Origin of the sequence: Rivularia sp. UHCC 0363 (genome assembly GCF_034931125.1) — a bacterium.
Lineage (GTDB): Bacteria > Cyanobacteriota > Cyanobacteriia > Cyanobacteriales > Nostocaceae > Rivularia.
Genome location: NZ_JAYGHM010000018.1, coordinates 92939 through 114714 on the forward strand (window position 1 = coordinate 92939; position 21776 = coordinate 114714).

Annotated in this window: 25 protein-coding genes; 20 read left to right on the forward strand and 5 right to left on the reverse strand. The window is 37.9% G+C overall.

Translation table 11 applies throughout. The annotated features are described in order from the left end of the window. Positions 1–151: 151 nt before the first annotated feature. Positions 152–646, reverse strand: a complete 495-nt coding sequence (msrA, locus tag VB797_RS12710) for a peptide-methionine (S)-S-oxide reductase MsrA (protein WP_323238052.1) — start codon at positions 644–646, stop codon at positions 152–154. A gap of 107 nt (positions 647–753) precedes the next feature. Here msrA and VB797_RS12715 point away from each other — a divergent pair, with 107 nt between their 5' ends. From VB797_RS12715 to VB797_RS12730, 4 genes are all read left to right on the forward strand, one after another. Beyond that, on the forward strand, positions 754–2034 hold the full coding sequence (locus VB797_RS12715) for a calcium-binding protein (RefSeq protein ID WP_323238053.1): 1281 nt from the start codon (positions 754–756) through the stop codon (positions 2032–2034). 268 nt (positions 2035–2302) lie between these two features. Continuing rightward, a complete protein-coding gene (locus tag VB797_RS12720; protein ID WP_323238054.1) occupies positions 2303–2638 on the forward strand; it encodes a DUF4870 domain-containing protein in 336 nt (111 codons plus the stop codon). A 111-nt stretch (positions 2639–2749) separates the two neighbouring features. Next, positions 2750–3286, forward strand: a complete 537-nt coding sequence (locus VB797_RS12725) for a nucleotidyltransferase family protein (RefSeq protein WP_323238055.1) — start codon at positions 2750–2752, stop codon at positions 3284–3286. 184 nt (positions 3287–3470) lie between these two features. After that, positions 3471–3884, forward strand: coding sequence for a KTSC domain-containing protein (locus VB797_RS12730; protein ID WP_323238056.1), 414 nt, complete (start codon positions 3471–3473; stop codon positions 3882–3884). Positions 3885–4302: 418 nt separating this feature from the next. Here the strand turns inward: VB797_RS12730 and xseA are convergent, their stop codons facing one another. Further along, positions 4303–5535: an exodeoxyribonuclease VII large subunit gene (gene xseA / locus VB797_RS12735; protein ID WP_323238057.1), complete on the reverse strand. Its 1233-nt coding sequence runs from the start codon at positions 5533–5535 to the stop codon at positions 4303–4305. Between the two features lie 134 nt (positions 5536–5669). On the opposite strand from xseA, the gene VB797_RS12740 reads away from it, so the two are divergent. The 5 genes from VB797_RS12740 (at position 5670) to VB797_RS12760 (ending at position 10827) form a co-directional block, all read left to right on the forward strand. Continuing rightward, the gene (locus VB797_RS12740; RefSeq protein ID WP_323238058.1) at positions 5670–7259 is read left to right on the forward strand and encodes a hypothetical protein; all 1590 of its coding nucleotides are present in this window, start codon (positions 5670–5672) and stop codon (positions 7257–7259) included. Positions 7260–7345: 86 nt separating this feature from the next. Then, a complete protein-coding gene (rph, locus tag VB797_RS12745; RefSeq protein ID WP_323238059.1) occupies positions 7346–8083 on the forward strand; it encodes a ribonuclease PH in 738 nt (245 codons plus the stop codon). 183 nt (positions 8084–8266) lie between these two features. Continuing rightward, complete coding sequence (pgl, locus tag VB797_RS12750; protein WP_323238060.1) at positions 8267–8989, forward strand: 6-phosphogluconolactonase; 723 nt, start codon at positions 8267–8269, stop codon at positions 8987–8989. Positions 8990–9085: 96 nt separating this feature from the next. After that, on the forward strand, positions 9086–9967 hold the full coding sequence (locus tag VB797_RS12755; RefSeq protein WP_323238078.1) for an FHA domain-containing protein: 882 nt from the start codon (positions 9086–9088) through the stop codon (positions 9965–9967). 182 nt (positions 9968–10149) lie between these two features. Beyond that, complete coding sequence (locus VB797_RS12760; RefSeq protein ID WP_323238061.1) at positions 10150–10827, forward strand: polysaccharide deacetylase family protein; 678 nt, start codon at positions 10150–10152, stop codon at positions 10825–10827. 18 nt (positions 10828–10845) lie between these two features. Here the strand turns inward: VB797_RS12760 and VB797_RS12765 are convergent, their stop codons facing one another. Next, positions 10846–11160, reverse strand: coding sequence for a helix-turn-helix transcriptional regulator (locus tag VB797_RS12765; RefSeq protein WP_323238062.1), 315 nt, complete (start codon positions 11158–11160; stop codon positions 10846–10848). 434 nt (positions 11161–11594) lie between these two features. Between VB797_RS12765 and VB797_RS12770 the strand changes: the two genes are divergently transcribed. The 9 genes from VB797_RS12770 to VB797_RS12810 all read left to right on the forward strand — a co-directional run bounded on the left by VB797_RS12770 (position 11595) and on the right by VB797_RS12810 (position 16179). Continuing rightward, a complete protein-coding gene (locus VB797_RS12770) occupies positions 11595–11978 on the forward strand; it encodes a hypothetical protein (RefSeq protein WP_323238063.1) in 384 nt (127 codons plus the stop codon). Between the two features lie 113 nt (positions 11979–12091). Further along, on the forward strand, positions 12092–12472 hold the full coding sequence (locus VB797_RS12775; protein WP_323238064.1) for a hypothetical protein: 381 nt from the start codon (positions 12092–12094) through the stop codon (positions 12470–12472). A 118-nt stretch (positions 12473–12590) separates the two neighbouring features. After that, on the forward strand, positions 12591–12974 hold the full coding sequence (locus VB797_RS12780) for a hypothetical protein (protein ID WP_323238065.1): 384 nt from the start codon (positions 12591–12593) through the stop codon (positions 12972–12974). Between the two features lie 81 nt (positions 12975–13055). Continuing rightward, complete coding sequence (locus VB797_RS12785) at positions 13056–13427, forward strand: hypothetical protein (protein WP_323238066.1); 372 nt, start codon at positions 13056–13058, stop codon at positions 13425–13427. Between the two features lie 225 nt (positions 13428–13652). After that, a complete protein-coding gene (locus VB797_RS12790; RefSeq protein WP_323238067.1) occupies positions 13653–13994 on the forward strand; it encodes a hypothetical protein in 342 nt (113 codons plus the stop codon). 143 nt (positions 13995–14137) lie between these two features. Further along, on the forward strand, positions 14138–14473 hold the full coding sequence (locus VB797_RS12795) for a hypothetical protein (RefSeq protein WP_323238068.1): 336 nt from the start codon (positions 14138–14140) through the stop codon (positions 14471–14473). Beyond that, on the forward strand, positions 14442–14882 hold the full coding sequence (locus VB797_RS12800) for a hypothetical protein (protein WP_323238069.1): 441 nt from the start codon (positions 14442–14444) through the stop codon (positions 14880–14882). The genes VB797_RS12795 and VB797_RS12800 overlap by 32 nt, the downstream gene beginning before the upstream one ends. A gap of 217 nt (positions 14883–15099) precedes the next feature. Next, positions 15100–15588: a hypothetical protein gene (locus tag VB797_RS12805; RefSeq protein ID WP_323238070.1), complete on the forward strand. Its 489-nt coding sequence runs from the start codon at positions 15100–15102 to the stop codon at positions 15586–15588. Between the two features lie 57 nt (positions 15589–15645). Then, positions 15646–16179, forward strand: coding sequence for a hypothetical protein (locus VB797_RS12810; protein ID WP_323238071.1), 534 nt, complete (start codon positions 15646–15648; stop codon positions 16177–16179). On the opposite strand, the gene VB797_RS12815 is transcribed toward VB797_RS12810, so the two are convergent. Both VB797_RS12815 and VB797_RS12820 read right to left on the reverse strand, forming a co-directional pair. Continuing rightward, positions 16172–16618, reverse strand: coding sequence for a PIN domain-containing protein (locus VB797_RS12815; RefSeq protein WP_323238072.1), 447 nt, complete (start codon positions 16616–16618; stop codon positions 16172–16174). The genes VB797_RS12810 and VB797_RS12815 overlap by 8 nt on opposite strands. Before the next feature lie 549 nt (positions 16619–17167). After that, the gene (locus tag VB797_RS12820; RefSeq protein ID WP_323238073.1) at positions 17168–18442 is read right to left on the reverse strand and encodes a murein transglycosylase A; all 1275 of its coding nucleotides are present in this window, start codon (positions 18440–18442) and stop codon (positions 17168–17170) included. Positions 18443–19013: 571 nt separating this feature from the next. On the opposite strand from VB797_RS12820, the gene VB797_RS12825 reads away from it, so the two are divergent. After that, on the forward strand, positions 19014–19910 hold the full coding sequence (locus VB797_RS12825) for a hypothetical protein (RefSeq protein WP_323238074.1): 897 nt from the start codon (positions 19014–19016) through the stop codon (positions 19908–19910). Between the two features lie 134 nt (positions 19911–20044). Continuing rightward, positions 20045–21776: peroxidase family protein (locus tag VB797_RS12830; protein ID WP_323238075.1), on the forward strand; the 1732-nt coding region annotated here is incomplete at its 3' end.

Below are 21776 nucleotides of genomic sequence, written 5' to 3' on the forward strand. Positions count from 1 at the left end.
GCATTCTCAGATTTAAAATTAGAACCGACATTGCCTATATTTACCTATAAGTCGCTCTTCAAGTAAATATACGTAAGCTAAGCTAATTTGTATCTGAGGAAATAACTTGGTACAGATAAATTCACACCTTTTCTTTCTCAAAATTTTATTCTCAACCACTGTGTCTTGAATCAGCATTTCTGCGGTTCTTTTCTTCGATATTCTTCTTCTCAAAATACTGCTGATGTTCATCAGTTGCTAACCAATAATCCGCAGCTGGTTTAATTTCTGTCACAATATCGCGATCGCATTTCCCAGAATCTTGTAGTTGCTGCAAAGAATTTCTCGCCATTACTTCTTGTTGGGAGCTATGAAAGAATATAACAGAACGATATTGTTCTCCTCTATCGGGTCCTTGGCGATTTAAACTTGTAGGGTCGTGAATTTTCCAAAATATTTCTAATAATTCTTCATAACTGATAATTGAAGGGTCATATTCAACTTGTGCAACTTCAGCGTGTCCGGTAACTCTAGAAACCACATCAAGATAACAGGGATTTTCAAAATGTCCTCCCATGTATCCAACTGAGGTAGAAACAATACCTTTTAATCGGCGAAAAGCAGCTTCTACACCCCAAAAACAACCCGCACCAAATGTAGCTTTCATATTAATTATTGTAAATCTTGGTAATCATCTTTACAAATAAACCTCCCTTACCCATACTACTAAGGAACCATGCAGTTGAGTACATTTCGACTTTTCACAGGGGCTTTATGGCAAATATTTCATTTGAACCGGAAACAACTTTTGAGGTAATAGACGGTGGTATGAACGGTGAATTTGATGGAACCGGGGATAGTGTGTTCCCCGGTAATTTTTTCACTGTAATACTTGGTAGGAGTGGTGAAGCGGCGGAATTTGCAGAATTTGATATCAGTGAATTATCGGGTTTGAATAAAAAAACTATTACCAGTGCTAGATTCGATGTGAAAATTACTGGTTTAGAAGTCGGTGGATTAGGAGCTAATTTTGGCGATAATCCCGATCGCATTGGTGCATTTGGATATGCGGGGAATGGGGTTGCTGATGCATCAGATTTTGAAGCTGGAATACTTTTAGACACGGAAAATACTTCATCCCCATCTTTGGAACAGCAGCTTTCTTTTGATGTTACCGATTTTGTGCAAAACTTGATTAACAATGGCGAATCTTTCGCGGGAATCGGTTTACGGGCTTTGGAACTTGGAGGATTAGCTGTAGATCCAGTTACTGTAAGTATGCCAACTTTGATCGTAGAAACAGCTGCAAGGAATGACGATACTGTTACAACCGATCAAAATACGGCGATCGCTATTCCGGTTACGGATTTACTGCTCAACGATACTGACTCGAAAACTGATTCTTTAACTATTACTGCCGTTAGTAACGCGATCGATGGTAATGTAACCCTGAATAACAATAGTACCCCGGATGATTCGAGCGACGACATGGTAATTTTTGTTCCCAGTCAAGATTTTAGCGGTAACGCTAGTTTTGAATATACTGTCACCGACAATCAAAGTGTTACCGATATTGGTTTAGTTACCGTAATAGTTCCTAATATTATTAACGGTACCAGCAGCGATGATAATTTAGAAGGAACCGATAATAAAGATATTATTCGGGGATTTGAGGCTAACGATATTCTCAGAGGTGGTAACGGTGAAGACGAACTCTTCGGGGGTATGGGTAATGATGGTATACAGGGAGAGAAGGGAAACGATATTCTTCTCGGTGGTGAAGGAAATGATTTTCTCAATGGTGGTGCGGGTGCAGATACCTTAACTGGTGGTGCGGGTGCGGATATGTTCTTTCTTGATGGTAATAGTTTTACCACAGATATAATTACCGATTTTAATTTAGGAGAAGGTGACAAAATTACTACCTTCAATAATCTTTTATTCCGCGATTTATCTTTCTCAAATAGCGATATCTTATTTGGAAATATAGTTTTAGCAACTTTAGAAGGATTTAATACTACTTCCTTCAATTCAAGTCACTTTAATGTAATTTGAAGAAATAAAAAAGAAATTAGGTTTATAGAAAAATAAAGAGAATATTCCCTTTCTCAAAAATAGTCAGGGTTGGATTTAAGTTGCAAACAATTTTAGTCGCTCTTTACTTATTAAAAATAAAAAATAATCCTAGGTATTACTTACTTTATATGCAATATTTAAATTAAATTTATACATTTAAGATGCTGACTTTAACTTAAATGACATTACGAAATTAGTACAATTATGGTTGTAGAGATGTATATAAATTGTAGTAAGGATTTGTAATATGGAAAGCGTACAACAACGCAAATTATTATCAGGTTTATGTCATGGAGCAATATTTTTTAGCTCTACGATTGTAACTGTTGCAATACCGATTGTAATTTTATATATCACAGAAGATTCAGTTGTAAAGGCTAATGCTAGAGAATCTTTGAATTTTCACATTAATCTTTACATTTATGGATTAATAGCTGGAGTGCTGACCATAGTTCTAATCGGTATTCCATTGCTAATGATTTTAGGTGTAATTAGTATTGTTATGCCAATTATCGCCCTTATTCAAGTTCTTAACTCACCAGACCAACCTTACCGCTATCCATTTATCTTCCGTTTAGTATAAATAGCCGATTTCTATAGATTTTAGATGTAGAGACGTTGCACTGCAACGTCTTTTGCTGTCACATAACTGATATACTCTGACAATTAAATACGAATCAGATTTATATTTATAATGAACGGTATTGATCGCCTACAAAATATTCTAAGTAATTCTCCCATTGGTGATGTACTACCAGCCATCTCTCAACTCAACCTTCCTGATTGGTGGTTAGCCGGGGGTGCTTTGCGAAACACAGTTTGGCGTTCGATTTTTGGTGAAAACTGTAAACTATTTATCAACGATTTTGATATTGCTTTTTTTGACGAAAATGGCGATCGCGATCAAGAATTAGCCGCCAAAGCAGTTTTAAATCATCTATTTCCAGACTATTTATTCGATATCAAAAATCAAGCCAGCTTTGCTCGTTGGCGTTCTGGTAGAAAAATTTACACTAATACTGAAGACGGAATTAAAAATTGGCTGCACACTACAGCAGCCATCGGTGTACGTTTGGATAGTCAGGGAGAATGGGAATTTTTCACCCCTTACGGTTTAGACGATCTATTTAACGGTATTATCCGTCCAACTCCAACAAATATAGATAATCCAGACGCACAACGTAAAGCCGATAGTTTTTTACAGAAATGTCCTTGCTTGCGATCGCTATGAGGGGAGGTGGGAGAGATGGGGGGATGGGGAGATAGGGGGACAATGCCCAATTTTTAACTAATTTGCGATCGCTGTTGACTTCACATCAATCTCATGGTACTAATGTACTAAGAGCAAGTTTAGGATACAGATTTGGTAATTGGGATTGAGAAGTTTCACTTAAATATTTGGTAGGAGAGCATGAATGAAGTTTAGCAAGCTTGATTTGAGTAACTTATTGGGTGTGGCTCACTCTGACGGATGCTTACAATTGTTACTAGACAGAGGTAATGAACTGGAGTTTTTGGAGATTCCGGCACCAATACAGGCTTATGAAGGGTTGCAGGATTTAAATGAACTAATTGCGGAACCTCCAACATTGTTAGAGGACGAAACGTTTGCTATGTTGCCAGTAGCTTCGCCGATGGCTAATGCTATTGGATACGATTCTGAAACTGAAGTTTTGCAGATAGAGTTTAATAGCGGTGCGGTATATCAATTCTCAAATATAGATGAGGATACCTGGGAGGATTTATATACATCTGAGGCTGTAGGTAGGTATTTCAATCAGAATATTAAGGGTCGATATGAGTCACAACGTGTAGATAATTCGTGTTGAGTTGCCATATTAAACAGTATTATTTGAACGAATATAATCCCTACTCTATAAGAGTTTGAGGCATATCTATTAAATTGAAATTTTAAATTTTCCTGGTGCCACGGCTAATTGCTTTTTTTAAAGCGGTTAGCCTTTACTTTGTGAGAAATTTAGATATATTCCGGCGAATAAAATTCGCTACTACACAGGCGAAGTCCACCTCCGTGGACTTTACAGAATAACCCGCGCAGGCGGGTTTTGCCTGTGTAGCCGCGATTTATAATCGCCAGAGGTAAATCAAATATTACTTACTATTTGAAATTCATGTCTACGTATTTTCTCATATTTCAATTCGGATTGCTATATGTATTAAAGTTACAATTAAAACCTATATTTTGTTAGAAATTACTGCATTACAAGATAGAATGTAACGAGAATTTCAATCTTTAATGTCTATAACTTTGACCTTGGCTGTACCTTTACCTAAATATATTAATAATTCTTCTCCTATTTCTAATTCCGAAGCATTACGAGCAATACTTTTATTTTCTTTTCTTACTACTGCATAGCCGCGTTGCAAAACTGCCCTAGGGTTTAAAGTTATTAATTTTTGTCGTAATACTTCCAATCGCTGCTTTGATTCTAGTGAATTTGAGTTCATAGCTTGCAAGAGTTTTTCCCGCTTCCAAGTCAAAGCCTGTATTTCCTGTTCTACTTGCTTATCCAATCGCGATCGTCGTAATCTATTCCTCAGTGTTTCTACTTGATTTTGAGCGGTTTCGATAGAGTAATTAACTACTTCCGATAAAGCCGCAGCGCGATCGCAATGTTGACTATATAAATCATTTAATGATGGTACTACTATTTCCGCTGCTGCTGTGGGAGTATGTACGCTTTGGTCTGCGACTAAATCGGCTAAAGATTCATCCCGTTGATGTCCGATACCTGTAATTATGGGAATCGAACAATCGGCGATCGCTCTTACTACCCGCTCATCATTAAAACACGCTAACTCTTCAACAGCACCACCTCCCCGCGCTAAAATCAATACTTCCGCACGTCCATCATGCTCGACTCTTTGAATTGCTTTGACTATAGAATTGGGTGCTTGTTCTCCCTGTACCGTTGCAGGTGAAAATAAAATATGTAAGCCGGGATACCGAGATTTCAGTGTTTTTTGGATATCACCCCAAGCAGCAGCAGTCGGTGAAGTGACAACGGCGATCGTTTGTGGATGTTCGGGAAGCGGTTGTTTTCGTTCGTCATCAAATAAGCCTTCAGCCATCAAACGGGTTTTTAATTGTTTGTAGCGCAAAGCCTGTAAACCTTCTCCCGCAGGTATAGCTTGCCACACAGTAAGTTGATATTCTCCCCGTGCCGGATACAGTCGAATGCTGCCTAAAACGATTAATTGCTCGCCAACAACGGGCATTTGAGCTAGTTTCGGGATTTGCCCCTTCCAGGTGACGCATTTAATCGCAGCATCACCATCGGTATCTTGTAAGGTAAAAAATAATCCCGCACGATGGTTGTTAGCGCTAGAAACTTCGCCAGTTACCCAAACTTGTCGTAATGTTGGATCTTCTTCCAACAACAATTGGATGTAGTTGGTTAAACCAGCGATTGATAGCGCGGAATCGGGGATTAGAGAGTTTTTTGGTTCGGAATTCATGTTCTATTAATATTGTTAGAGCTAAAATACGGTATTACTTAAAAATTCGTATAAATGTATTTTATAAGCTTTACAACACCTGAAGACTCTAGTTTAATGTAGTTTATAACATTTTAAATAAAATAGGAATTCAGATGGATTGTAAAATATATTTTCCCACAATTCACCTATTTGCCTATTCTCGCAATCCAAAGTTTTCTGACTCACAAGAAGATGCTGTAAATATAAATTATGATTGGCTTTGGAAACAGTGTAACTATATTATAAAAACTAAATTAGCATACGATTTTAGCTTAAATTTTTTCTTGCGGAATGAAAATGCAAAAGTACCAGCGGAAAACTTAATTAATCAAGAAATAATAAGTGAAAATAAACAAGATTCTATTCATATTACGAAAGATATAAAATATAAATTTGATGATTATTTTCCTCTTTATATTAAAGCAATAAATAATATACAAACGGAAGTTTATTCTCGAAGTATTTATGATAGCTATGCCTTATGCTTAAAATTTTATCCAACGAATCAACTAAAAAATAAAAAGTTTTATTTTGAAGAGTTTGAACAGCAAAATTTACAATTTAATCCAGATAACTGTTTAGTTTTACCCCAAGAAGACAATAAGTATTTTTTAGGGCAAACAATATTAATTACAGCTAAATTAACTTACAAACAAAGAAATCAATCTTTAGAGTGGCTAAAAAGTAATATTGCTGATAAATACTTAGAAGCTTTATTCTCTGGAGATAGGAATTTTAGAAAGCCTGTCTTTAACAGAGCCGGTAAATTATTTGGGAGGCCAATTTTTGAATATGGAATTTATAGACAATTAGATAATTATATTCATGTTTTAGTTTGGCTAATCGATAATACAGACGAGAAAAATATTATTGAAAAAATTCACAAAAATTTATTAGGACTATTTTTCTTTAGAGCTAAAGTTATTAATGCATATCAAGAAACTCGTCTATATTCAAAACAAGTAAAAATTAGAAATTTTAAAATAGAAAAAAGATTAGAAGGGATGGCTGTAGATTTATCATATAAGTCAAAATTAAGCGATTGGAATTTAACAGAAATATATCACGATCTAATCGAATTGACTCAAATTTCGGTAAAATATGCAACTATAGTAAGAGACATAGATGAACATCAAAATACTATATCTAATAATACGCGAAACTATATTGATAAAATACGAGAGATAAAAAGTATTTTCCCTCGCGAAAGTATTGGATTCTTAATATTTTTTGGAGAAAGTACTTGTCGTGCTTTTAAAGATCAAATAGCAACAGATTCTAGTTCTTATCAACATATTCTAGAAAATATAGATGATTTAATAAATGCAACGGAAGGCTTGTTAAGAATTGAATTACATGAAATTGAAAAGCAACATGATACTCAAGAGAAAAAAACCGATCGCAATCAAAATGTATTAATTTTTGCAGCAGCCAGTGGATTGGGCGCAGCAGAATTAGCTAGCTCTAATTTTAATTTAATAAAACAAGATAACTTTATTTATAATCAACCATTTATTAATCACGAATTTATTAACAAAAATCCATATACTTCAGTAATTTTTTATAGTTTTTTGTTTAGCCTTTTAGTAGGAACTAGTATTTGGTTTATATGGACAATACTAAAATTTATTCCCAGGATTTTATTCGTAGTAAAAGTTATGGTATTCAAAATCATAGATAATAGATACAGAGCTACAAAGTAAAACGGCTTCAGAGGAAAATAAAAAAGCAAAAATTTTCACTCCTAACTGTTCGCTGGTAACATTATGGGAAAATTGAGGCAATCGTAATGGTGTGGCAGCGTCCCGATGGTAGAAAGGCTGATGAACTTCGTTCAGTTATTTTTGTAAAAGATTTTACACGTTATGCTGCTGGTTCGGTTTTGGCAAAGTGCGGTGAAACTCAGGTTCTTTGCACTGTCAGCGTTAGTGAACGAGTACCGAAATTTCTCGTAGATAGTGGTAAAGGTTGGTTAACTGCTGAGTATCGAATGTTGCCCGGATCAACCCAACAACGATACGAACGAGAAACTATCAAGTTATCTGGAAGAACCCAAGAAATTCAGCGGTTGATCGGACGTAGTTTGCGAGCAGCGTTAGATTTCGAGGCATTGGGAGAACGTACTTTAACAGTAGATGCAGACGTACTGCAAGCCGATGCTGGTACCCGGACAACAGCAATTACCGGGGGATTTGTGGCACTCGCGATCGCCATTTCCAAGTTGATGAACGAAGGTGTTCTAGAGCGATCGCCTTTAATCGGACAAATTGCGGCAGTTTCGGTAGGCTTATTAGAAGCAGAAGCATTTTTAGATTTAAACTATCCCGAAGACTTAGCTGCAACAGTCGATTTCAACGTCGTGATGAATCAAAATCTCGGAATCATCGAAGTTCAAGGAACCGCAGAAGCAGGTAGCTTCACCCGTACTCAATTAAATAATTTATTGGATTGTGCCGAAAAAGGCATCGACCAATTATTAACCGCACAACGAGCAGCCATTCCGCAATGGGGGGAATTATGGGGATAGGGAGATGGGGGGACAAGGGGACAAGGGGACAAAATTCATAACTTCTAACTCCTAACCTTTGACCTTTAACCTTTAACCTTTGACCTATTCCCATCCCCATTCTTAAAAGTTTCACAAGGTAAAAGCAAAATTCCGATATCGGCGGTATGGTTATCCCAGAAGTGAGCTAGGTTGTGAAGGCTGATGAATCAAAAAGTTGAAGTATTGCCGGATAAGAATGCGCTGGTTGAACGGGCGCTTTCTTTAATCTTGTCTAAAGTCGATGATGCTATTCAACAGCGCGGACGTTTCACTATTGCGTTGTCTGGTGGTAGCACTCCTAAGCCGCTATATGAAGCATTGGGTAAACAACAATTGCCTTGGGATAAAATTCATGTACTATGGGGCGATGAGCGCTATGTTGCAGCAAATCACGCTGATAGCAATCAATTAATGGCGCGTAATGCATGGTTGGATAAAGTTGATATTCCCCCAGCAAATATTCACGCGATGCCGACTGATGTAGCCGAACCAGCACAAGCGGCTCAACTGTACGAACAAGATTTACAGAAGTTGTTTAATTCTGCTCCAGGAGAGTTTCCGGCAATTGATGTGATTTTGCTGGGAATGGGCGATGATGCTCATACTGCATCTTTGTTTCCTAACACCGAAGCATTGAAAGTTACCGATCGGCTCGTTACAGTAGGCAATAAAGATAGTTCTGTACGTCTTACTTTTACTTATCCTTTTATTAATGCGGCTGAGTGTGTCATATTTTTGGTTGCTGGTGAAAATAAAAGACCGGCTTTAGCTGAGGTTTTCGCACCAAATGCATCGTCCACTACTTACCCTTCTCGTCTAATTCAACCTCAAAAACAACTTTGGTGGCTTTTAGATGAGGCTGCTGGTGCGGAAATCAAAGTTTAACGGCGAAATTGTAAGTAATTGTTAAAATCAAAAGCGACAATGCTCGTCTGCTTGCCAGCACTATTTTACGATGAACTTGAGAAAAGGTTTAATTCCATGATTGTTTGCCCGAACTGCAATCATCCCAATCCAGATGGCGCTGTCCAATGCGAAGCTTGCTACACCCCCCTACCGGCAACTACTAGCTGTCCGGGCTGTGGGGCGACCGTGCAGGCAGATGCGGCTTTTTGCGGACAGTGTGGTTACAATTTACGCTCCGCTCCTTCCGGAGTAGAGCCAACCGTTGCTCCAATAGAAGTACCGCCTTTAGATGACCCGCCAACTGCTAACTTGAATCCTATGGAAGCTTCTTCTTTACCACCAACAGCAGTAGCTGCTCCCCAAGGATTTGAACCACCAGCGACTGAAGGTAGTCCCCCACCTACAATGCCATCTGGACATGAAAGTGGAGAACAAGAAATACCAACTCCACCTCCAGCAGTTACACCACCTCCAGTTAATGTTGTTGAAGCTGCACCTGCGCCCGTAGAGGAAGAAGAATCCGCTTCTTTTTTCCCAGATTTACTTGAAGAACCGGAGCCGGAACCCGAACCGGAACCCGCACCTGCACCCGTAGCAAGTTCTTCTCCTTCTAGGACTCAATTACAGCAGGTTAGCGCTCGTTTGGTTCACGCCAAAACTGATACACCAATAGAACTACCGCAAAATCTTTCTGTAATTCATATTGGTAAAGCAAACGACCGAGTTCCGCCGGATATTGATGTTTCTGGATTAGAAAACTCGGAAGTTGTTTCGCGGATTCATGCCGATATTCGAGTCGAGGGAGACGCTTACTATATAGAAGATGTCGGCAGTTCCAACGGTACTTACGTTAACGGAATGTCGCTGCTACCCGGTAATCGTCACCGTTTGCGACCTGGCGATCGCATCAGTATGGGTAAAGGAGATTTGGTAAGTTTCTTGTTCCAAATTTCTTAACTTTAAAGTAGTATTTATAAGCTTATTTTATAGGCTGGATAGCTATTTTTACTCGTTTCCATCCCGTTGGGAATACCATTTCAAAGGCTCTGCCTCTTTTATTTAATTGAAGGTGGAGCCTTAACTTACAGCATTCTTTGGCTCTACCAAGAAACGAGGAATCCAAATTTTAAAATCCCAAAATGCAGCTCTATCCTTTGTTCCCGCTTTTATACCCTATCCTCAAATCAAGTTTTCCTAAATGTCTGTGGAGTGGTAATCCAAATTCCAAAACTATTGCTCTCACTTTTGATGATGGTCCCCATCCGCAATACACACAGCAGCTACTACAAGTTTTAGACCGTTATCAAATTCAAGCAAGTTTTTTTTGGTTGGGTGCTTGCGTCGAACGTTTTCCCCACATAGCCCAACAGGTATACTCTCGCGGACATTGGATCGGATTACACGGCTATTCTCATCACAATTTCCCTTTACTTTCTCCAACTCAACTCAAACAAAGTTTAGAAAAAACCCAAGCTGCTATTCACACTGCTTGCAACCTAACACCGGAAAAAGTGCGCGATATCCGACCCCCAAATGGTTTATTTACACCTCAAACTTTACAGCTATTTCATCAGTGGAATTACCGTCCGGTAATGTGGAGCGTCGTACCGGAAGATTGGGTACGTCCGGGAATACCCAAAGTTGTCAATAGAGTCATGGATAACTTAGAAAATGGCTCTTTAATAGTATTGCACGACGGCGTTTGTGGCGGACAGGACGTAGCCGAAATAGCACAAATTATCATCCCTAAATTATTAAATCAAGGATATTCCTTTGTGACAATAGATACTTTATGGCAAAAAACAGTGGGCAGTTAGCAGTTTATTGATAATTGTTCATTGTTCATTGATAATTGCTTCTTTTGCTTCCTCTGCTTCGGTACCTAATAAATTATGTACTTCTTGCAAAGAACCAGGCTTTATTGATGCTTCTTCTGGGAAGTCGCTTTCGGATTCGAGCAAATCTTCTACTTTACAATTGAGAGCTTTACAGAACTTCACTATTCTTTGAATATGGTTTGTACCCGTTCTACCACTCTCCCAATTTTGGATGGTACTTTCCGTCACCCCTACGAGACGAGACAACTCAAGCTGGGTTAAACCCGCTTTTTCACGTAGAAAAGCTATCTTTGGTTTTGGTTTCTGTTTCACAGCTAAAGAACTCAATCACGTCTATAGCGGTACATCCTAACATCAAAAAAATTGAGCCGCCCAATTTTTTTAACCAAAGACTTGACACACCCAAGTTCTTTGGTTAATATATTTATGTGTAGAGGTTCAACTTTATATATTTAGTTGTTCGCAGTGCATTATAAAAAGCGTGAATTATCAGTAATGATAATTTGCCAGAAATGGTTGCCGATTAAAAGCACGAATATTTATTTTCAAAAGAAAAATTCGGGGAAATCCGGAATAAACAAATTCAATTCTGTATCCCCGTATATCCCACAAGAGAAAAATACAATCTTTAAAAAATCATCAAGGGTTCTTAATAAATACCTGTTGAAACTTTAAAGATTCATCCTCTGGGTAACAACACACAAGATACATCACAACACACAACACTATTACACGAGGAAAATATAATGTTTAACAAGTCTCTAGCTTTGGGTCTATTGGCTGCTGTGATGGTTGCACCTGGTGCGGCTTTCGCTGGTTCTCAATCGCAGAATAGTAACGTACATACGACTCAATCCGGTACCGCAATCGACGGTAGTGTAAACGCTCAGAGTGCTGAATCTCTCAACGTTCAACAGCAAATTCAGAAAACTCGCGATAGTATAGGTCGTGGTCGTAGTCACGGTTACGGTGGTCGTTATTGTCCTGGTAGCTACAATGGACAATCTCAAAACTCTTCCGTGGGAACCGCTCAAAGTGGTGCGGCTGTAGGTTATTCTGACAACGCTCAATCGAGCAGCACTGTCAACGACCAGAAACAAGTTGCAAGTAATAGCACTACTTGCCGGTAAAAGCTAACAGTCAACAGTCAACAAATAGAACAGGGGCTTTGCATATATACATCAAAGCCATCTCAATTCAACAACACAACACACAACACAATTAATTACACGAGGAAAATATCATGTTTAACAAATCTCTAGCTTTGGGTTTATTAGCGGCTGTAATGGTTGCACCTGGTGCGGCTTTGGCTGATTCTCAATCGCAGAATAGCACTCAAAATACGACTCAAAACAGTACTGCGATCGATGGTAGCACCAGCGCTCAAAGCTCTGAATCTCTCAACGTTCAACAGCAAATTCAGAAAACTCGCGATCGCGTTGGTGGTTATAGCGGTCGTTACGGTGGTCGTTATTGCGCTCCTAGCTACAACGGACAATCTCAAAATTCTTCTGTGGGAACCGATCAAAGCGGTGCGGCTGTAGCTGGTTCGGTTAACGGTCAATCGAGCAGCACTGTCAACGACCAAAAACAAGTTGCAAGTAATAGCCGTGTTTGTCGGTAACGGTTGTCAATTATCAATTAGCTGATAGAAAAAGTGGCTTTGATGTATCTATGCAAAGCCACCTCAATTCAAAAACACAACACACAACACACAACACTACTAATTACAAGAGGAAATAATGTTTAACAAATCTCTAGCTTTGGGTTTATTGGCTGCTGTAATGGTTGCACCTGGTGCGGCTTTCGCCGGTTCTCAATCGCAGAATAACACTCAAAATACGACTCAAAACAGTACTGCGATCGATGGTAGCACCAGCGCTCAAAGCTCTGAATCTCTCAACGTTCAACAGCAAATTCAGAAAACTCGCGATAGTATCGGTCGTGGTCGTAGTCACGGTTTCGGTCGTCGTTATTGCGCTCCTAGCTACAATGGACAATCTCAAAACTCTTCTATGGGAACATCTCAAAACGGTGCAGCTGTAGCTGGTTCGGTTAACGGTCAATCGAGCAGCACTGTCAACGACCAAAAGCAAGTTGCAAATAATAGCCGTGTTTGTAATTAATCCCAATTGAATCAAGGATGTTGCCGATGGTTCAAAATCGGCAGCGTCAGTTTTAATTGATACACAATGAGGCCTATAACAATGTTGAATAAATCTTTAGCTTTTGGCTTATTAGCTGCTGGTGTAATGATTGCTCCCAGTACGGCTTTCGCCGAGCAAAGACAAGATAACGTCATAATTAATACTCAAAATGGTGCAGCGATCAATAGTAGTGTAAACACTCAAAGTTCGGAAGCTTTAAGCATTCAAGAACAAGTGAGATTACGCCAAAGTGCTGCTTCTAAACGTTTGCGTCGTTACTGTCCCGGTAGCTACAGCACTCAATCACAAATCTCTACTCAAGCATCGGTTCAGAATGGTGCTGGTATAGATTATTCTGACAATGCTCAAGCTAACAGCAATATTAGCGAACAAAAGCAAGTCCTAGTAACTAGCACTGGTTGCTACCGCTAATATTTACAGTTGCTTCAAATTAACAAGTAGTGGGAGCATTTTGCTTCTTACTAGTAGTCTACCAAGCCAATGCCGGTTGAGGTGAGGGAGTAGGGGATAGGGAGTAGTAGAAATAAAATTACCCTGCAAACTTCCTTTGGTGGATTACTAGCGACCAAGATGGTCGCACTACTTTTCAGTCGAATTACAACACACAACACACAACACTAATTAGGTCTATATAAGATGATTAAGAAAATTTCCACCCTCGGTTTATTAGCTGCTGCTTTGATGATCGCACCAAATGCAGCATTTGCAGGACAAACCACAACTCAAGAAGCAAACCAAGAATCTACTGTAATTGGTTCTGGTAGTCGAGTTATTCAAAATGGTAGACAAGTAAGCATCCAGCGTCAGGACAATTTAGGTCCCCGTAATCGCAGATGTGGTGTAGACTCACAGTCACAGCAATCAAATCAGCGGATTGACCAAAATGCTGTTGCTATTAATGGTGGTGTTGTTAACCAAAATGCCGACCAAGTAAACATCCAGCGTCAACTGATTTTGGGTTCTCGTTACTGTTACTAAATTACATGGGATGAAATGCGGTTATACCATTTTGGATGATCGAAAATAGGAATAAAAATCCATTTTTAATCTTCTTTTTCAAATTGGTGTTAATTCTGGGTTGCCGATTTTCTTAATCGGTTTTTCTACTACAAGAGGTTCCCATGACTAACAAACAAACGATTTCCATCCTTGCATTATCCATACTAATGACATTATCAGCAGGAGTTGCTACAGCAGGAATTCAAGTTCAAAACGGTGACAGTAGCGTAAAAATCAACCGCAACGGTGATATTCAAATAAAAAACGGTCGCAGAAGATTCTATCGTTCCCGTGTTTATCGTAGTCCTGCAATTCGCGTTCCTTCACATAATATCTACCGTCAAGATACACAAGATACAACCAACAGGGGTAATTGCACAACCTACCGTAGCACTCGTCAAAGTGGTTCTGGTAGCAATCGTTCTTATGCTCAAACTAGAACAACAACCTGTCAATAAGGATGCAACTATGAAGCTAAAATTACTTTCAATAAGTTTATTCTCGCTAACTACTTTATCTTCAATATTTATTCCTCCTCTACAGAATAAAGCAGTTGCGGGATGTAATGCGATCGATGTTAACGTCCAAGTGTCAATCGATGATTCACCTACCGGACGACAAAGAAATGATGTAAAACAAGAATTCGGAGAGAATTGCAAAGGTAGTGTCGGTACTACTGCTGTTACTACATCAACTCAAGTTTGTAATTCTTCGCAGTGCGAACAAGCACGCAGCAACCGACAACGACTTGATGGAGACCCCAATCGTCGTACTGGTGTTAATACTAATAACATTGGTATTAAAATCGATGTTCCGGTACACGTAAAGAAGCCAAAAAAACCTAATCTTCCTTCTTTTGCACGGTAATTTTTTGTCATCATCAAACGTTTAATTATTGTCCCCTATCTGGGGACTTTTGTATTTGAGATTGTAGGGTGTGTGACGACTATAATTAATTTAAGAGATAACGAAATAATTTGATGTTGCCATCACGCACCAATTAGTTAATAATGGTGCGTTACCAGTCACGTTAACGGCACCCTAAAATTTTTATACCCTGATAATTAATGGTTGAAAAAACCTGATGAAAAGCTCATTATTTTTGATATGTAGCACGGCTATGGTAATTACTATTACAATAGCTTTTGTAAATAATTTTTCTGATAATAATCAAAGTACTATTGCACAATCGGATCTTAATAATATGCAGAAAAATACGACTAGTTCTACTACGTTTACCAGCAATTCTTCGGGGTATCAACGCGGTACAGTCAGCTTCAGCGCTGCAAACCTATCTCAACCACATCTTCTTAAGATTGAGACTTCAGCCACTAAGTTAAGTGGCAAAATAGTTGTAAATGGAAAAGTTGTTAAAAATCTAAATAACAAAACGACTGAAATTGATTTATCCCCCTATTTATCAGTTGGGGAACATAAAGTTGAAATCTCTGCAAATTATACTCCTGCAACATCTCCCATCAAAGTTGAATTGAATGCTCCAAATAGTAATGTAACTCAGCAAACCAGCGGTAACGGTATATTAAATTACCAGTTGGATATTACCGTGCGCTAACTATATAAGGTAAACTGTGTAGCAAACCTGAATGACTGGATAATAAGTTTTAAGAAGATGATTAAAGGATTGTTACCGTTAATTTATCCTGGTTTAATTGTAGTTGGATTACAATTTGTAAACATTCAAACTGGATATTCGCAAACATCAGCTAGCAATCAAACAAGTAATGTGGGTAATGACGCTAGTTTCAATCAGATACTGCAATCTAATCCGCAATTACCCGTTAACAATACAAACAATAACTCAAATAATTTTAATTACCCCAATTACCCGCTCAACTACGTTCCTAATGCTTATGTGAATACAGAAAACGACTTCGGTTTTAATCTTTCTGCTGGGATAAATACTTTAGATGCTTCCAATGTCACGGTTTATTTGGGGATTATTTTTCAACCGGGACGAACGGAAGACCATAATTTGAGAATGTCTCGTTTACGAAAGGAAACGGAAGTTTTGGAAACTCAAAAGAAAATCATGGAGGGAAATTTAACATTGTTACAAAAGCAAATTGAAGAAGCTTCTATTCGTTTAGAACGCTTGCAGAAATCGTCTAATTCTTCTAATAATAGGGAACAAGAATCTAAATAAGCTGCTCTATTTGTAGCTGACTTTCTAAATTAGCACGTATCCACAATTCTGCCATAGACCAAATCCAAAAGTTATCTGATGCTTCGGCAAAATCATCGTGTTTATGAGTAACAATTGCGTCTAGTTGCTGATAGCTAGCACAAATAATTTCCACAGCAGATTCAAAATCTTTAATCGGTGAGGAACGTGCTTGCTGTAAAATACTTTGGGTTACAGAGCAAATTTTAATTTTTTCTTGCAACCAATTAATCACCATTTCCGCAATTTTTTTATTTTGTAAATGACTTAAATAAGTGTATATTTTCTGCCATCCAACATCTGTAATATACATCTGAATCCAAGGATTTACTCTATCTAATAATTCTCGAACATCTGTTACGGTATTGCGATTCATTAAAGCTTCCAAAATTAAGTCAGTATCAACTAAAATCCGAATCACTTGTAATCTCCCAGGGTTAGCGTTATATCTTGCAGCTAATAAGATTTTTCTTATTAGTACGGTATGAATAGTTGTATATACAAACGTGCAATCTTGTTTTTCTGATTTCTACAAATTATTTCGCAAAAAAATATTTTCTGGTCTCAAATCAATACTAGTATTAGGCTATTGACAAAAATATTATTTTATGAATTAGCTCAAGAATACTTTTTAAATTTGACGACAAATAAATTGAGTGGTTCCATGTTTTAAATAGTTTATTGTTAGAATAATCCTCCCAAACTCCTGATCAAAGACTTTACTTTACTTAATATTCAGTGTAATTAAATTAATAAAACCATTAATAATAGGACTTACGCAACTGGCATATTTTGGTCGTAGGGTGCTGTGACACTTTGCTTGATTTCTAACGCAATATAATGGTTTTGTGTCACGCACCGTTCCCTCGGTCTTGTGACAATTGCGGCCATTCCTGAATAAATTACTTCAATTAATTCAATTAATTGAAGAATATCTATCTTTAAGTAGATGATTTATAGTGAATTATATTTATCTATTTTTAAGTAACAGATAATAAAGTTGTCCGTTGCTAACTGTAACCCCAGCGCGATCGCCAGCAATTTTGCCGGTTCCTAGGAAGTAATCGACTCGACCTGCACCTTTAATGGCACCTCCGGCATCCTGGTCTAAAACGTAACGGCTAACGGTTCGGTGTTTCATGTCGTTGCTTGGTGTGGGGAAAGGAAAGTTCCCGCGTATCAAGGCTAAAGCTCCGGGAGGCATTAAAGATTTATCCGTAGCAATTGAACGTTCTGGACTTAACCCTACTGATATAGAACCTTGTGCTGGCTGACCTTTGTTTTCTTGGAAAAATACGAAACTGGGGTCGCGAGGAAGGTAAACGTCTAACTTTTGGGGATCTTTTTCAAAGTATTCTAAAATTGTCGGCATTGTGACACCGCTTGATGGTAATTGACCAGCTTCGATTAAAATTTTTCCAATGCTTTTGTAATTATGAGCGACATTTCCCGCAAAACCCACGCTTGTTTGAGTACCATCAAGCAGTCGCAGTTTAGCGGAACCTTGAATTTGCATCATGTATGGTTCGAGACGGGATTTAAACCAAAATAATTCTAAGCCTTTTAATTTTCCTTCTCCACCTTGTAAACCATCAGCACCTTCCAAATCTAAACGTGTAGGATGAGGTCTTTGCCAATCTTTTAAATCTGGAGGTAAAGCATAGATGGGATAGCGGTATTCTGCTGTAGGGAAACGACTTGCGACATAAAGTGGCTCGAAATAAGCGGTAAATAATACCGTTCCTTTTTTATCTTTTCCTACTGATTGATAAAAATCGAACTCTTTGACAACAGCTTGATTTAATTCTGCTGCGGATTTCGATTTCAATACTAATTGACGAAACCTTTGTAAACTTTTGATTACTCGTTCTCTAGTAATTCCAGATATGCGATATTTGTTATAAGTATTTTCAGATGCTTTGGTTTGCAAATATCCTAAACTATTATCTACGGAACTTAAAAGAACTTTTTTATCTAAATTTTGACCATTTTCTCCCCATATTTGCTCATCCAAACAAGAAGTATCACCTTCACAACAGGGGAAAGGTGCTTTTTTAATGGGAACTAGTGGTGGTGTTGACTTTTGATTCGGAACCGATACCGATAATTGCCACCGTTTTAATTGACACTCTACCGGACTCAGTAATAAACGTCCGAGAGGGGTAATGGTGATTAACAAAGTAGCAATGGGTAACGCGATAGAGACAGCATAGCTAGATGCGATCGCAGTTCGTGACTTTTTCATTCACAATTCTTGACTCAACGTAGAAAATTACAAAATCAAAGTTATTTTAAACTACAGTTGAAAGGTTCCATAATTTAATACGATTTTGAACAGCTTTTTATGCTGTCGCTAAATTTATTCGTTACTTTTTTTTACATTTCAACCAACAATCAATATATCAAATAGTGTAACGGAATGTAAATCTTTGCGTTCGGTTATATAAAGTCTAACCTTAGAGTCATGACTACTATTTAGTCTACTAGTTAGAATTAATAAAATTTAGTTCCAACTATCAATAAACTAGATCAAAACTGTTGAAGCGTAATCGTAACAGCATTAACTAGATTTTTTGCCCTGATTAATGCGATATCATGTCCGGTCAATTATCCACTCGGTAGCTAAAAAATTTACATATCAACTGCATAAGTCAGCATTTGCTTCATCCATATAATAAATAGAATAAAACTAGGGCTTACGCACGGGTAACGTAGCTATAGTCATTGCGACGTAAGGAAGCAATCTCAAACGCTAACAAATCCTAGCGAGTGCGTAAGTCGTTAAAACATTCCACCAAAAAAGTAAAAAAGTAAAAATGTTAAACAATGTTAAAAAGTTTGCCAAACCTCGACGGATAAAAATTCCCTTTTTATTGGATATCATTATTATCTCGGAAGCAGAACTTATCAAAAAAGTGGAAAATTCCGGTGATATTGACCGTTTACACTCTTATGATGCCGAATCTTTACCTGGGTGGGTGAAAGTTTATTTTCGAGCAACCAAGTTTTACGACGATAAACGGGACTTATGGTTTAATCCTTTTGAATCTACTTCTAACCCAACTTATCAGCCAAGACGTAATTACCTAGAAGAGAAAGTAGCTACAAGTTATAGCAAAGAAGATGTTAAAAGAATTGCCGAACTTTTGCAAACAAATGCTGAAGACGAGGTTATAGCTCATGAAATGGTTCAAATCGTCAATCAAAGATTTTTTGACAAAGAAATACCATTAGAAATTACCAAAACTGCGAAACATACTGTACAGAGTTTTAGCGAAGCTCTCGTCCCCTGGAAATATAGCCGTGGTAGAAAATCGCAGCAGCAAATTATGGAATATTGCGAAAAAAACCTCTCCCCAGATGTTCATCTTTTAGATGTTGGACATAATATCGGAGAAGTTGTTCAAGCAACAGCAGGTGGATTAAGAAAATTAAAAGAGAACCTCGATCGGCCAGTAGAAGAAATATTTACATCACATCCTCTGACTCCTCAAGTGCCTCGAATAGCAATAAAAGCTTCCACTTTTGATGGTTTGCTGTCATCACCTACAATTCCAGGAAAGACAGTAGTAATATTAAAAATTGGCGAAGCTGCGAAAAAAACTCAAGATATTAATTTTGCTTTTGCAGCCGGAAGCTCGGAAAGAGTTTGCGTTTTCAAAGATTTTTTCCTAGAATTTATGGGCGATTTGCAACAGGAATTAAAAAAATAACCGGCAAAAAAAATAAGATTTGTAAATTGCCAAATAATTAACAATTTTTCAGATTTTGTTTAACTATTATCTGGGTGCAAAGATAAATATGAGTTCGTATTGAATAGTCATTTTGTATTTAATTAGTGATTAATATGTTTGGAATACCTTGGCATAAATTACCTACCCCCTTCGCACTGTTAAATCTGGTTCAAGTTCGGAATAAATTACGCAAAAATAATCTTCACGACACATCACAAATACCGGACAAAAACAAATTACCATCACCTATTCCAAGTCCAGAAAATAAACATTTAGTAGCACGAACGGCTGATGGTAGTTTTAATGACCTCGAACATCCAGAAATGGGTATGGCTGGTACTAGATTTGGACGCAATGTACCATTAAAAGATGCAAAAGTCGATCAAAAAAACTTACTTGAACCCAACCCACGAAATATTAGCAAAGTATTGTTGAAAAGGGATAAATTTAGTCCTGCAACTATCTTGAATCTCCATGCTGCTTCTTGGATTCAATTTCAAACCCACGACTGGTTTTCTCATGGGGATAATCAACCAGATAAGATTGATATTCCTCTTGAAGAAAATGATTATTGGAAAGAAAAATACGGTTCGTTGGAAGTAGACAAAACTTCGAGCGATCCGACTCGTGTCGATGACAATACAAATCCTGCCACTTTCATTAATAAAGAAACTCATTGGTGGGATGGTTCGCAGATTTACGGTAGCGATGAAGAGACTATTAATAAACTCCGCTCCCATGTAAACGGCAAAATGCTTATGGGTGAAGACGGTTTATTACCTATTAACCCAGAATCAGGAATTGACGATGTGGGGGTTTCGAGTAATTGGTGGGTTGGTTTAAGTATGTTACATACTTTGTTTGTCAAAGAACATAACATCATCTGCGACCATCTCAAACAGATTTATCCCGATTGGAAGGACGAAAACCTTTTTGATCGCGCTCGATTAATCAACGCTGCATTAATGGCGAAAATTCACACCGTTGAATGGACACCTGCAATACTACCGCTTGCTGCTACTGATATTGCTTTGAATGCTAACTGGTACGGATTGTTAGGTAAGGATATCAAAAAGATTTTCGGACGTTTTGGTAACGGCGATCTTTTAAGCGGAATCATTGGTTCGGAAACCGACCATCATACTGTTCCTTACTACTTAACAGAAGAATTTGTATCTGTATATCGGATGCATCCTTTAATCCCCGACGAATTGGAATTTTATTCCCATAAAACTGGATCTGCATTAGGGAAAAAGAATTTCAAGGAAGGATTTAGTAAACAGACTCGTTCCTTAGTTGAAGATATTGGAATGTCAGATTTATTTTATTCTTTTGGAGTTACCCATCCCGGTGCGATTACATTACACAATTATCCTAGTTTTCTGCGGGAACTTGTACACACCAACGGTCAAATTTTTGATTTAGCGGCTGTTGATATTCTACGAGATAGGGAAAGAGGTGTTCCTCGTTACAATCGTTTTCGGGAATTACTCGGACGCGGTAAAGTTGATTCCTTTGAAGAAATTACTAGTAATCCCCAATGGGTGAAAGAACTACGTGAAGTCTATAACAACGATATAGATAGTGTAGATTTGATGGTTGGTTTATTCGCCGAGGATTTGCCAGAGGGTTTTGGATTTAGCGATACTGCTTTTCGTGTATTTATTCTGATGGCTTCCAGAAGACTCAAAAGTGATCGATTTTTTACCAAGGATTACAGAGCAGAGATTTATACTCAATTTGGACTTGACTGGATTGAAAATAACTCTTTTGTCACAATTCTTCGCCGTCAGTATCCCGATTTAATACCAAAACTTACCAATGTAGAAAATGGTTTTAACTTTC